Consider the following 13,244-nt stretch of genomic DNA (forward strand, 5'->3'; position numbering starts at 1 on the left):
TTGTTTCGTGGGCTAGCGTGGAACCAGGAAGGTGGATGGCTCGTCCACTTCTGCCTGGCCTGCCCGTTCGGGCGAAGCCACCACGAAGCGGATGGGCACCACCTCGCCGGCGTGTTGCGCCGCCTCGACGCTGGGCATGCGGACGGTGGCCGTGATGGTGGTGGCCTGTGCCGGCCCCAGCTCTGCGGTGACGGGTTGGTGAAGGCTCACCAGATGAGGCGGCTCCACGGCCACCACCACCGTGCGGGTGTGGTCCGACGCGTTCATCAGCTGCAGCGTGTAGACGTTCTCCACCGCCCCCTGTTCCACCTGGCGCGCCATGACCGTGCGGTCGCGGATGACGTTCATGCGCACGTCCGGTCGGTTGGCGAATGCCGCCACGGTGGCCGCGATGACCAGGGCCAGAAGACCGCCATAGACCCAGACCCGGGTGCGCCACACGCGCCGCAGGAAGGGGCGCTGGCTGCTGGCGGCACCACCCAGTTCGTGCAGGGAGGCCATGCGGATCAGGCCCTTGGGGGCGTGCACCTTGCCCATCACGTCGTCGCAGGCGTCGATGCACAGGCCGCAGCCGATGCATGCGGCCTGCAGGCCGTTGCGGATGTCGATGCCCGTGGGGCAGACCTGCACACACAGGGTGCAGTCGATGCAGTGACCCTGGTTCACAGTTCGGTCGTCGTCTTCGAGACGGCCGCGCCGGGGTTCACCCCGCCGATGGTCGTAGGCCACGTTGAGGGTGCGCTCGTCCATCAGCGAGCCCTGGAAGCGTCCGTAGGGGCACATGTGCAGGCAGACCTTCTCGCGCACCAGGCCGGCGTTGAGGTAGGTGAACAGGCCGTAGAACAGGACCCAGAAACTGGTCCAGGGCCCCACGGACAGTGACAGGATGTCGGCCGCCAGCGGCCGGATGGCGGTGAAATAACCCACGAAGGTGAAGCCCGTCCACAGGCCAAACGCCGCCCAGGCCAGGTGCTTGCCGCCCCGGCGCAGCAGCTTCTCCGGGCCCCAGCCCGCCTGGTCCAGGCGCTTGCGGTTCTGCGGGCTGCCTTCAAACCGGTGTTCGATCCACATGAAGAGGGACGTGTAGACGGTCTGGGGACAGGCGAAGCCACACCAGACCCGCCCGACCACCGCGGTGGCAAAGAACAGCAGCAGGGCGCTGATGACCAGCAGGGCCGCGAGGTAGATGAGGTCCTGAGGAAAGAGCACGGCACCGAACAGGTAGAAGCGCTTGGCTTCGAGGTCGAACAGCACGGCCTGCCGCGCGTTCCAGGTCAGCCATGGCACGCCGTAAAAGAAAGCCTGCGTCAGCCACACGAAGGTCCAGCGCCAGCGGTTGAAGAGGCCCTGGGTGGAGCGGGCGTGGATCTTGTCAACGGGTGTCCAGGCTTCAACGGGCTGGATCGGGATGACTTTGGGCATGGGGTGCCTCGTGGGTGTTTACGGGTGTGGAAGGTGGTGCAAGCCGGCGCGCAGCATCTGATGGGTCTGGACCAGCGATGACCACAGCGGCTGGTCGCCCAGCCATTCGTCGGCGCGCAGAAAAGTCTGTTGGAACTGCACGTCGCCGCAGGCGGCCGACGACCACAGGTCCGGGTTCTCGCCAGGGTGCACGGTGAGTCCGTTCTCCTCGGAGCGGACGAGCAGCATGCCTTCGATCTGGCCTGCGGTCTGCACTGGCAGCAACAACGAGAAACCATCCCATTGCAGGTTGGGCACCCCGCGCAGCAGCCCATGAAACTGCCAGCCCAGTCCCAGGGTCCTGGCCTCCAGAGGGGGCGACTCCAGCGCCGAAGCGCCGGCTGTCGCACCGACGAGCAGGTCGGGCAGGTGAAGTTCCCTCAGGCCGATGTTGTCGGTCCTGACCAGGGCCTCGACCACCAGGCGCTGGGACAGGAATACCAGCCGGTCCGCGTGGTGCAGGCCCTGCAGCCAGTGGCGGGCGCCCGGGTCGCGGAACAGGTCTTCCAGTTGGCCGCCCTGTCCACCCAGGTGGCTGGGCACGCCCATGCCGAGGCATCCGCTGGCGGCCATGTCGGCCAGTCGCGCCTGGGCACAAGGCAGGGCAGCGCGCGGCTGAACGCGGAGGAGGGCGGTGTGTGCAGACATGCGTCCATGGTGCCGCCGGGGGCTCTGATGCGCAGGATTCAGATGGATTGAAAACCGACCGTATCAGCTGTGCGCTGCTCCCCATGGATATGCCTGCTTCTGATACGACCCTTCTTCAGGAAAAGGGCGGACACTGCGGCAGATGAGCCGCGTGCCTTCGACCGCCCTACCATCGAGCCTTCCCCTGGAGGTCCTCGAAGACATGTCGTCCGGCACCTTGACGCGTTACCAGCAACTCGCCGATGAACTGGCGGGCAGCATCCGTGCGGGGGTGCTGCGCCCGGGCGACCGCCTGCCCTCGGTGCGCGAGCTGCGCCGCCAGCGGGGCATCAGTCCTTCCACCATCTTCCAGGCCTATGCACAGCTGGAATCCGATGGGCTGGTCGAGGCGCGGTTGCGGTCCGGCTACTTCGTGCGCGCACGGCGACCGCTCACCGGCCAGCCGCCGGAGGCGGCTCAACCCAGCGGGCGGATCACCCCGGTGGCCATCAGCGAGCTGGTGTTCGAACTGCTGGGTTCCACGCGCGATGTGGACGTGGTGCCGCTGGGCTCGGCCTTCCCGGCGCCCGAGCTGTTTCCGTTCGAGGCGCTGGCGCGGGGCGGGGCGCGGGCCATGAGGCGCCTGCGGCCGGCGCAGATCTCGGGCGCGCTGACCGCGGGCGATGAGACCCTGCGGGCCCAGGTGGGGCGGCGCTACGCGCTCAACGGCGTGTCTCTTCAGACCGACGAGCTCATCGTGACCAACGGCGCCATGGAAGCGCTCAACCTGTGCCTGCAGGCGGTGACGCAGCCGGGCGATGTGGTGGTGGTCGAGTCGCCCACCTTCTATGCGGCGCTGCAGGCGCTGGAGCGCCTGCACCTGAAGGCGGTGGAGGTCGAGACCGACCCGGTCGAGGGTGTGCGGCTGGACGCGCTCGAAACCCTGCTCCAGCGCCAGAAAGTGGCCGCGTGCTGGTTCATGCCCACCTTCCAGAACCCGCTGGGTGCGCTGATGTCCAACGCCAAAAAGCAGGCCCTGGTGCAGCTGCTGGCGCGCCACGGGGTGCCGCTCATCGAGGACGACGTGTACGCCGAGCTGCACTTCGGTGCGCGCCGGCCCCTGCCCGCCAAGGCCTTCGACCAGGAGGGTCTGGTGCTGCACTGCTCGTCGTTCTCCAAATCGCTGGCGCCGGGTTACCGGGTCGGCTGGGCCGCCGCCGGGCGCTACGCCAGGCACGTCGAACGCCTGAAGATGATGACCTCGCTGGCCTCGCCCATACCGTCGCAACTGGCCGTGGCCGAATACCTGGTGCAGGGCGGTTTCGAGCGCCACCTGCGCCATCTGCGCGAAGCCCTCAAAACCCAGCACACGGCGGCCCGGGCGCTGATCGAGCGCTTCTTTCCGAAGGGCACCCGCATGACCGAGCCGCAGGGGGGCTACTTCGTGTGGCTGGAACTGCCGCCGGGCGTGGACGCCCTGGCCCTGCACCACCAGGCCATGGCGCAGTCCATCAGCACGGCGCCCGGGGTGCTGTTCTCGGCCGACCGGCGCTTCACGCGGCACCTGCGCCTGAACGTCGGGCACCCGGTCGGCCCGCCGGTCAGGGCCGCCCTGAAGCGGCTGGGCAGCATGGCCAGAGAGCAGATCGCTGCGGCCGGCGGTTGACGGGGGCTGTCAGGGGAAGTGAAGTCGCCTCGGAGATCGTGGAAATCCCTGATCCGGGCGGACTTTCATTTCCATTCCGTGGAATTGAAGTGATGTGCTGAAGGGCCTGGGCGCCTAGAGTCTTCCCAGCTTCCCCGGTTCGTCTGTGGCCGACCCGGTGGGGCTTGACAGACATCGCTTTGCACAACACCGGAGACATTCATGCAACCATCCTTCACCCAGGGTCTCAAGGCCTTTGCCAAGGCCGCGACGGCCTTCACCACCGCCCTGGTCGTGGGCCTGTCCAGCGCCCACGCCTTCCCCGACAAACCCATCAGGCTGGTGGTGCCGTTCGCCCCCGCCGGTGGCACCGACCTGATCGCCCGCACGCTGGCGGTGGAGATGGCCAAGGAGCTGGGGCAACCCGTGGTGGTGGACAACAAGCCGGGCGCCAGCACTGTCATCGGCACCGACCTGGTGGCCAAGAGTGCGCCCGATGGCTACACGCTGGTGGTCTCGTCGATCGCCCACGCGGTCAACCCCAGCCTGATGACGAAGATGCCCTACTCGACCGAGAAGGACTTTGCGCCCGTGTCCATGATCGTGCGCTCGCCCAACGTGCTGGTGGTCCGCGCCGACAGCCCGTTCAAGTCGCTCAAGGACATCATCGCCGCCGCGAAAGCCGATCCGGACAAGCTGACCTACGCGTCGCCTGGCAACGGCACCTCGTCTCACCTGGCCGGTGCGCTGTTCGCGGACATGGCCAAGGTCCAGATCAAGCACGTGGCCTACAAGGGTTCGGGCCCCGCGCTCACCGATCTGCTGGGCGGTCAGACCGACATGATCTTCGCCACCTCCGGCTCGGTGGGCGGCTTCATCGACAGCGGCAAGCTGCGGGCACTGGCCATCACCTCGGCCGAGCGCTCCAGCGCCTATCCCGGTGTGCCGACCGTGTCCGAGGCCGGTGTGCCCGGTTACGCCACCGAAGGCTGGTACGGCTTCTACGCGCCGGCTGGTACGCCCGCGGCCGTGATCGACAAGCTCAACGCCGCCATGCGCAAGGCCGCCAGCAGCGAGATCTTCAGGTCCAAGGTGGTGAGCGAGGGCATGGTCGTGCAGACCGGCACGCCGGCCGAGTTCGACGCCTTCGTGCGCGCCGAAATCCTGCGCTGGTCCAGGATCGTCAAGGCCGATGTGCTCGCCAAGTGAGGCACCGGCCATGAAGCCTGTTCTGCACGGTGTCCGGGTGCTGGACCTGACCCATGTGCTGGCCGGTCCGTTCGCAGGCTACCAGCTGGCGGTGATGGGCGCCGAGGTCATCAAGATCGAGTCGCCCGAAGAGCCCGACCAGGCCCGATACCAGGGCTCGGACGCCGCACTCAACGACGCCGGCATGGGCACGGCCTTTCTGTCGCAGGCGTCGAACAAGAAGTCCCTGGCGCTCAACCTCAAGACCGAAGCGGGGCGCCAGGTGCTGCGGCAATTGGTGCAGACCGCCGATGTGCTGATCGAGAACTACCGCCCCGGCGCCTTCGACGCGCTGGGTCTGGGCTATGCGGACCTGTCGGCCCTCAACCCGCGGCTGGTCTACTGCTCCATCTCGGCCTTCGGCAGCACCGGCCCCAAGCGCGAGCTGACCGCCTACGACGGTGTGGTGCAGGCCTACGCCGGCATGATGGCCATGACCGGCGAGCCGGGCACGGCGCCCGTGAAATGCGGCGCCCCCGTGGTGGACTACGCCACGGGCACCACCGCGGCCATGGCCATCCTCGCGGCACTGCTGCAGCGCGGCCAGGACGACGGCCTGGGCCAGTTCGTCGAGGTGGCGATGTCGGACGTGGCCATGATCCTCGCCAGCTCGCACCTGACCGGCTACCTCTGGAACGGCGCGCACCCGGAGCAGAAGGGCAACCGCTACCCGTTTGCCACCATCGGCTGCTACCAGGCCAGCGACGCACCGCTGATGGTCTCGGCCTCCAACCTGCGGCAGCAGCGGCGGCTGTGGGAAGCGCTGGGCCGCGCCGATCTGGTCAAGCACAACAACCGGGACCGGATCAAGGGCTATGCCGAAGAGGCCGAGGCCCTGACCCGGCTCATCGCCACCGGATCGGTGAGCCACTGGGAGACGCTGCTGCGGGAACACCGCGTGCCGGTCTCCCGGGTGCAGCGCATGGAGGCCATGCTGGCGGACGAACACCTGCAAGGCCGCCAAGTGCTGCACCGGTTCGCGGGCGACGCCGGTGCGCTGGCGGGGCTGACCGTGCCGGTGTCCGGCTTTCAGCTCTCGCGCAGCCCGGTGCAGGTCACCTCACCGCCACAAGCCGTGGGCGCGCAGAACCTCGAGCTGCTCACGGCCCTGGGTTACCCGCCCGCCGACATCGACGCCCTGCGCGCCCAGGGCGTGATCGCATGAGCGGGCGGCCCCCACAACCCGAATGCCGAAACCCCCAATGAACCCACTCTCACAATCCGCTTCTTTTCGGCGCCGACACCTGATCCTGGCCGTCGGCCTGGCCTGCGCATCCATGCCCGCGATGGCACAAACGACCTCCAATTTCCCCGCCAAGCCGGTGCGCCTGGTGGTGCCGTTTCCCGCCGGCGGCGGCACCGACAACATGGCCCGGGCCCTGGCCGACAGCCTGTCGAAGATGTGGGGGCAGACGGTCGTCGTGGACAACAAGGCCGGCGCCGGCACCGTGGTGGGCAACGACTTCGTGTCCAAGAGCGCGCCCGACGGCCTGACCTTGCTGCTCAACACCAGCGCCGTGGCCATCGTGCCGGGTCTGAACCCCAGGCTGCCGTATCCCGCCGAAACCGGACTGAGCGCGGTGGCCACGCTCGGTCATGCACCCAACGTGGCGGTGGTGCGGCCCGACAGCCCGATCCGCTCGGCCTCCGACTTTCTGGCGCAGGTGCGCGCCCGGCCCGGGCGCTTCACCTACGGTTCGGCCGGCAATGGAACCTCCACCCACCTTGCCGCCGAGCTGCTCAAGACCACGGCCAAGGTGTTCATGGTCCATGTGCCCTACCGCGGCGCCACCCCGGCCATGACCGACCTCATGGGCGGGCAGATCGACCTGGCCTTCGGCACCTTGCCCAGCGTCGCGCCCTACCTGGCCAACGGCAAGCTGCGCGCGCTCGCCGTCACCAGCGCCACGCGTTCGGCCCTGCTGCCCGATGTGCCCACCTTCGCCGAATCGGGGCTCACCGGGTACGCCGCGCCGGTCTGGTACGGCATCTTCGTGGCCGGTGGCACACCGGCGCCCCTGGTGCAGCAGCTGTACCAGTCGATCCAGCGCGCCGCCGACAGCGAAGAGTTCCGCAGGCGCGTCCGGGCCGAAGGGCTGACGCTCACGCTGGACCCGCCGGCCGCGGCCGACGCCCTCTACCGTGCCGACATCGCCAAGTGGAAGAAGGTGATCCAGGCCCAGTCCATCAAGGCGGACTGAGCATGGAGGGACGTGGTCCTGGGCGGGCCGCCGCCTGCGCGCAGATCGCGGCGCTGGAATCGGCCTGCGAGCGCATTGCGCAGCCGGTGCTTGGGCACCAGGTGGTCTGGCGCCGGGTGGGGAGCGGCCCGCCCCTGGTGCTGCTGCACGGCGGCCACGGCAGCTGGCTGCACTGGGCACGGGTGATCCCTGAGCTCTCGCACCGCTTCAGCCTCTGGATGCCCGACATGCCGGGCTACGGCGAATCGACCTTGACGCCCACGCATGGGCTCGATGAGCTCGTTGCGCAGTTGCGCCAGGGGCTGGATGCTTTGCTGGGTGCGCGCACCCCGATCCTGCTGGGCGGGTTTTCTTTCGGAGGCCTGGTCAGCGCCCAGCTGGCCGCACAGCGTGACCATGTGCAGCGCCTGGTGCTGATCGGTCCGGCCGGACACGGCGGTCCCCGCCGGCAGACCGTGACACCCTTGCCCTGGCGGAACCTGGACCCCGATGCCGACCCCTTGGGCTGGGCGAGCCGTATGCGGCACAACCTGCTCGCGCAGATGCTGCACAGCGAGGCCGCCGTGGACGCGCTGGCGATGGAGATCCAGTGGCGCGGTTGCCTGAACACCCGGTTTCGCAGCAAGCCGTTTTCCCGCTCGGCCGCGCTGGCGCCGGCGCTGGACCGCTACCCGTTGGAAGTCCTGACCATCTGGGGCGAGCACGATGTCACCGCTGTGCCCCGCGACATGGCCGATGGCATGGCACCGCAGGGCGTCCCGCGCAGGCAGCGGGTGGTGGACGGCGCGGGGCACTGGCTCATGCACGAACGTCCCGCCGCCACCGCCCTGCTGATGCGACAGGGCCTGGCTGGGGCATGAGGCCTGCACGCCGCGCGGCTCAGGCGGCGGCAGCCTCCGCATGGCGCCGCCTGGACAGCGTCCGCATGCCCACCGGCACCACCAGCATCAGTACGGCCGCGGTCCACAGGCCGATGGTGATGGGGCTGCCGACCAGGATGCCCGCGTCGCCGTTGCTGATGGACAGGGCGCGGCGCAGGTTCTGTTCCATCATGTCGCCCAGCACGAAGCCCAGGATCAGCGGGGCCATGGGCACGCCCTGCTTGCGCAGCCCGTAGGCGGCAAAGCCGAGCGCGGTCATCAGCACCAGGTCGAAGGTGGTGGCGTGCACGGCGTACACGCCCACGCTGCTGACGGCCACGATGCCGGGCACCAGCAGCCAGTTGGGCACGCTCAGCACCTTGGTGAACACGCCCACCAGCGGGATGTTGAGCACCAGCAGGATGACGTTGGCCAGGAACAGCGAGGCGATCAGGCCCCAGACCAGGTCGGGCTGCTGGGTGAACAGCGCCGGGCCGGGCGTGATGTTGTAGAGCGAGAGCGCGCCCACCATCACCGCCGTGGTGCCCGAGCCGGGCACGCCCAGCGTGAGCATGGGCACGAAGGAGCCGGTGGCGGCCGAGTTGTTGGCCGCTTCGGGCGCGGCCACGCCGCGGATGTCGCCCTTGCCGAACGTGCCTTCCTTGTCGGTCAGGCGCTTTTCCATGGAGTAGGTCATGGCGCTGGCGATGGTTGCGCCGGCCCCCGGCAGCACGCCGACCACGAAGCCCACCACGCTGGAGCGCACGGTGCCCCACCAGGTGTGGGCCAGCTCTTTCAGGTTGAACAGCATGCGGCCGGTCTGCGTGACCAGGCCGGTGCTGCTGTGGTGCTCCTGCAGCATCAGCAGCAGCTCGCTGATGGAGAACACGCCGATGACCACCACCACGAACTGGATGCCGTCGGAGAGGTGGATGTCGCCGCCGGTGAAGCGGTAGACGCCCGAGTTCGAATCCAGTCCGACGCAGGACATGGACAGGCCGATGATGGCGGCCAGCCCGGCTTTCACCGGTGCGTCGCCCATCAGGCCGGCGATGCAGGCGAAGGCGAAGCACATGAGCGCGAAGTACTCGGCCGGCCCGAAGGACAGCGCCCAACTGGCCAGCAGCGGCGCGAACATCACGATGCCGAGGGTGGCGATGAACGAACCGACGAACGAACTCCAGGCCGAGATGGACAGCGCCACGCCGCCCAGGCCCTTGCGCGCCATCGGGTAGCCGTCGAGCGCGGTCATGATGGCGCCCGCATCGCCCGGCACGTTGAGCAGGATGGACGAGATGCGCCCGCCGTATTCGCAGCCGATGTAGACCGCGGCCAGCAGGATCAGCGAGGTCTCGGCCGGCAGCTTCATGGCAAAGGCCAGCGGCATCAGGATGGCCACGCCGTTGATGGGACCCAGGCCGGGCAGCAGGCCGACGATGGTGCCGATGAAGCAGCCGACCGCGGCGATCAGCAGGTTGGTGGGGCTGAGCGCGACGCCGAAGCCCGCCACCAGGTGTTGCAGGATCTCCATGTCAGTTGCCTCCGAGCAGGGTGGCCAGCGGGCCGGCGGGCAGCACCACGCCCAGCAGCTTGTCGAACAACAGGTAAAGCACCAGCCCCAGCGCAGCACCGCCGGTGAGCGACTGTTTCCAGCTGCCGCCGAAGGACATGCCCACGGGCACGGCCATCAGCGCCGTGGCCAGCGGAAAGCCCAGCCACTGGAACAGCAGTGCATAGGCGAGCACGGCGGCCGCGCACAGCGCGGTCGGGCCCCAGGGCACGCCGCGGAAGGCCTCGGCGCCGGCGCTGGGCCGCAGCACCAGCCACAGGCCCGAGAGGCCCAGACCACAGGCCAGCAGCAGCGGAAAGGCGCGCGGGCCGACGGGTTCGTAAGAGATGGCGGCGGCGTAGTCTTGCGCGGCCCAGGCCATGGCGGCGGACGCGAGAACACACACCGCGCCGAGGACGCGGTCACTCATGGCGGTGCTCCGGGCTTACTTGGCCGGGACGACGTTCAGGCCGAACTCTTCGGCCAGCTTGCGGTAGCCGGCCACCTGCTTCTTGACGTAGGCGTCCAGCGGCGCGCCGGTCAGGGCCATGGGGAACAGGCCGCGCTCGTTGCGCAGCTTGTCGTAGGCGGGCGTGGCCATCAGCTTGTTGAAGGTGTCGGCCCAGACCTTGTAGTCGGCGTCGCTGACCTTGGGGCCGACGTAGAAGCCGCGCACGATGGGCCAGTCCACGTCGTAGCCCTGTTCGGTGGCGGTCGGGATGTTGGCCATGTCGCCGGGCAGACGCTTGTCGTTCATCACCGCCAGGATGCGGACCTTGGCGCCGGCCTTGATCTGCTGCATCGCTTCGGCCGCGTCGCCGGTGAAGACGTGGATGTGGCCGCCCTGCAGCGCGGTCAGCGCTTCGCCGCCGCCTTCAAAGGCCACGTAGCGCATGGTCTTGGGGTTCACGCCGCCGGCGCGCGCGGTCAGCGCGGCCTTCATCCAGTCCTGGCTGCCCACGGTGCCGCCCGCGCCCAGCACCACCTTGGTCGGGTCGGCCTTCATGGCGGCCATCACGTCCTTCAGGGTCTTGTAAGGCGAGTTCTCGGCCACCACCACTGCGCCGTAGTCGGTACCGATGGCGGCGAGCCAGCGCACGTCGTTCTCGGTGTAGCGGCCGAACTTGCCCTGCGCCAGGTTCAGCAGCGAGCCGCCGGAGAAGGCGACGATGGCGTTGGCCGCGTCGGGCTTCTGCGCGATGACGGTGTTGTAGGCCACGGCGCCGATGCCGCCGGGCATGTAGGTCACACGCATCGGGTCGGTGATGAACTTGCCTTCCTGCAGCGCGCTCTGCACCAGCTTGCAGGTCAGGTCGAAGCCGCCGCCCGGCTTGGCCGGGGCGATGCACTCGGTCTTGTCGAGCGGGTTGGCGAAGGCGGTGAGGGCGGAGGCAGCAAGGGCGGTGGCTGCGAGCTTGAAGGCGAAGATCATGAAGGTGTCTCCTCGATGGGGTGGAAGCCACGCAGCACAGGCGCTGCGGTGAGGGCACTGTAGAAACCGGGCACTTTCAGCGCGCTTTCAGAAAACCGGCCCAAAACACCGGGTTAACCCGAGGTGGTTTCGGACGCCCGCGCGGCGGGCAGCGTGATCGTGACGGTCAGCCCGCGGCCCTCGGGCCCGGTGCTCACCGCCATCTGCCCGCCGTGCCGCTGCGACACGGTGCGCACGATGGCCAGGCCCAGTCCGGAGCCGGGCAGGGCGCCGCCTCGGCCGCGGAAGAAGCGTTCGCCAGCGCGGGCCAGTTCGTCGGCCGGCAGGCCCGGACCGTTGTCCACCACCGCCAGCTGCACCGAGCCGTCTGTTTCTGCGCGCACCACCAGCGTCACGTGGCTGCCCGCGCCGCCGTGGCGGATGGCGTTGTGCAGCAGGTTGGCCAGGGCCTCGCGCAGCAGGTCGGGCTCGCCGCTGAGCGGCAGCGGGCCGTCGGGTGCGTCCAGGCCCAGGTCCACGCCTTGTTCGCGCGCCAGGCCCCACCACTGGCGCACCAGGGCCTCGGCCAGCGCCACGGCGTCGAAGGGCTGGCGCTGCGGCGGTGCGCTGTCGGCGCGCGCCAGCGAGAGCATCTGGTTGGTCTGGCGGATGGTTTCGTCCAGTTGTTCGCGGATGGTCTCCAGCACCTGGCGCTGCGCGGCCGGGTCGGCCTCGCGCTGGGCGTAGGCCACCTGGGTGGCCAGCGTGGTCAGCGGCGTGCGCAGCTGGTGCGAGGCGTCGTCGATGAAGCGGCGGCGTGCCTCGGTCTGCTCGCGGTGGCGCTCGATGTGGTGGTTGATGGCCTGCACCAGCGGCCGCACCTCGGCCGGTGCGCCGGTGTCGTCCATCGGCGTCAGGTCCTGCGGGTCGCGCGCGTCCACCTCCTGGCGCAGCCGGTCCAGCGGCCGCATGGCCCAGGCGATGGCCAGCGCCAGCAGGCCGGTGGCGGCCAGCATCAGCAGCACGTCGCGCGCCAGCGACTGCAGCACCAGCGCACGGCGAAAGTCATTGCGCGCTTCCAGCGTTTCGGCCACCTGGATCACCACGCGCTGCGGCCCCGCGTGCCCGGCCAGTGGCGGGCTCAGCTCACGCGCGTAGCTGCCCACGCGCACCGCATGGCCCAGGTAGTCGCCCTCGTGGAACTGCGGCTGGCCGGTCTTCAGCGGCCGGGGCGGTGCGGGCAGGCCGGCGCTGCCGATCTCCACCAGGCCGTCCTCGGTGGCCACGCGGTAGAACACCTGGCCCTGCGCGGTCAGCTCGAAGAATTCGAGCATGCGGTAGGGCAGCTCCACACCGATGCCGCCGCTGGCGGTGGAGATGCTCGAATCGATGGACTTGACCGCGCCCAGCAGCGAGCGGTCGTAGGCCGCGTCGGCCGCGTCGCTGGCGGTGCGCCAGCCCAGCCAGAGCTCGCCCGCGATCACCGCGCCCAGGCCCGGCAGCAGCAGCACGAGCAGAAAGCGGCGCACGCTGGCGCGGGCCCAGCCGAGGGCGGTCACGGCGTGCTTTCGAGCTGGTAGCCCAGCCCGCGCAGGGTGGCGATGCGCACCTTTGATGCCTCCAGCCGCTTGCGCAGGCGGTGGATCAGCACCTCGATGGCCTCGGGGGCCACGTCCTGCTCGTCGGAGAACACGCGCTCCAGCAACTCGCGCTTGGACAGCGGCTCCCCTGGGTGCTGGATGAGGGCGCGCAGCACCGCGTGTTCACGCGGCGTGAGGATCAGCACCTCGTGCTGCAGGCGGAACTGCTTGGCCACGCTGTCGTAGCTCAGCGGCCCGCAGGCAAATCGCGGGTGCTCCTGACCGCGCGAGCGGCGGATGAGGGCGACCAGCCGCGCTTCGAGTTCGGCCACGTCGAAGGGTTTGGCCAGGAAGTCGTCGGCCCCGCCGTGCAGGCAGCTCACGCGCTCCATCAGCGAATCGCGCGCGGTGAGGATGAGCACCGGCAGGCGCTCGTCGGCCTCGCGCAGGTCCGACAGCACGTCGTGCCCGCCCAGGCCGGGCAGGCCCAGATCGAGGATGAGCGCGTCGTACTTGGTGGCCTTCAGGCTGCGGCGCACCAGGCGGCCGTCGTTCACCCAGTCGACCTGGAAGTCGTTCTGGCCCAGGGCCTTGACCAGCCAGGTGCCCAGTTCGGTTTCGTCTTCGGCAAGCAGGATGCGCATGGCGCGAGTCTCTCCGCG

General features: G+C 69.4%; 12 protein-coding genes. 5 read left to right on the top strand and 7 right to left on the bottom strand.

From position 1 onward, the window contains the following. Positions 1-12: 12 nt before the first annotated feature. Complete coding sequence (gene ccoG / locus HPF_RS09145) at positions 13-1,422, bottom strand: cytochrome c oxidase accessory protein CcoG (protein ID WP_079366006.1); 1,410 nt, start codon at positions 1,420-1,422, stop codon at positions 13-15. Between the two features lie 18 nt (positions 1,423-1,440). Further along, positions 1,441-2,109: a hypothetical protein gene (locus HPF_RS09150; protein WP_133156410.1), complete on the bottom strand. Its 669-nt coding sequence runs from the start codon at positions 2,107-2,109 to the stop codon at positions 1,441-1,443. Positions 2,110-2,311: 202 nt separating this feature from the next. Between HPF_RS09150 and HPF_RS09155 the strand changes: the two genes are divergently transcribed. The 5 genes from HPF_RS09155 to HPF_RS09175 all read left to right on the top strand — a co-directional run bounded on the left by HPF_RS09155 (position 2,312) and on the right by HPF_RS09175 (position 8,042). Beyond that, complete coding sequence (locus HPF_RS09155) at positions 2,312-3,754, top strand: aminotransferase-like domain-containing protein (protein ID WP_243721768.1); 1,443 nt, start codon at positions 2,312-2,314, stop codon at positions 3,752-3,754. Between the two features lie 201 nt (positions 3,755-3,955). Continuing rightward, entirely contained in the window at positions 3,956-4,942 is a 987-nt protein-coding gene (locus HPF_RS09160) for a tripartite tricarboxylate transporter substrate binding protein (protein WP_133156411.1), read from the top strand. Between the two features lie 10 nt (positions 4,943-4,952). Then, on the top strand, positions 4,953-6,146 hold the full coding sequence (locus HPF_RS09165) for a CaiB/BaiF CoA transferase family protein (protein ID WP_133156412.1): 1,194 nt from the start codon (positions 4,953-4,955) through the stop codon (positions 6,144-6,146). Positions 6,147-6,267: 121 nt separating this feature from the next. Next, a complete protein-coding gene (locus HPF_RS09170) occupies positions 6,268-7,182 on the top strand; it encodes a tripartite tricarboxylate transporter substrate binding protein (protein WP_243721711.1) in 915 nt (304 codons plus the stop codon). Between the two features lie 2 nt (positions 7,183-7,184). Continuing rightward, positions 7,185-8,042, top strand: coding sequence for an alpha/beta fold hydrolase (locus HPF_RS09175; RefSeq protein WP_133156413.1), 858 nt, complete (start codon positions 7,185-7,187; stop codon positions 8,040-8,042). Positions 8,043-8,061: 19 nt separating this feature from the next. On the opposite strand, the gene HPF_RS09180 is transcribed toward HPF_RS09175, so the two are convergent. The 5 genes from HPF_RS09180 to HPF_RS09200 all read right to left on the bottom strand — a co-directional run bounded on the left by HPF_RS09180 (position 8,062) and on the right by HPF_RS09200 (position 13,226). Next, a complete protein-coding gene (locus HPF_RS09180) occupies positions 8,062-9,573 on the bottom strand; it encodes a tripartite tricarboxylate transporter permease (RefSeq protein ID WP_133156414.1) in 1,512 nt (503 codons plus the stop codon). A 1-nt stretch (position 9,574) separates the two neighbouring features. Beyond that, positions 9,575-10,021 carry a tripartite tricarboxylate transporter TctB family protein gene (locus HPF_RS09185; RefSeq protein WP_133156415.1) on the bottom strand — a complete coding sequence of 149 codons (447 nt, stop codon included), beginning with the start codon at positions 10,019-10,021 and terminating at the stop codon, positions 9,575-9,577. A 15-nt stretch (positions 10,022-10,036) separates the two neighbouring features. Then, complete coding sequence (locus tag HPF_RS09190) at positions 10,037-11,023, bottom strand: Bug family tripartite tricarboxylate transporter substrate binding protein (RefSeq protein WP_133156416.1); 987 nt, start codon at positions 11,021-11,023, stop codon at positions 10,037-10,039. A 113-nt stretch (positions 11,024-11,136) separates the two neighbouring features. Next, positions 11,137-12,561 carry a sensor histidine kinase gene (locus tag HPF_RS09195; RefSeq protein WP_133156417.1) on the bottom strand — a complete coding sequence of 475 codons (1,425 nt, stop codon included), beginning with the start codon at positions 12,559-12,561 and terminating at the stop codon, positions 11,137-11,139. After that, on the bottom strand, positions 12,558-13,226 hold the full coding sequence (locus tag HPF_RS09200; protein ID WP_133156418.1) for a response regulator: 669 nt from the start codon (positions 13,224-13,226) through the stop codon (positions 12,558-12,560). The genes HPF_RS09195 and HPF_RS09200 overlap by 4 nt, the downstream gene beginning before the upstream one ends. Positions 13,227-13,244: the final 18 nt, after the last annotated feature.

The organism is Hydrogenophaga pseudoflava (genome assembly GCF_004353865.1).
Lineage (GTDB): Bacteria > Pseudomonadota > Gammaproteobacteria > Burkholderiales > Burkholderiaceae_C > Hydrogenophaga > Hydrogenophaga pseudoflava.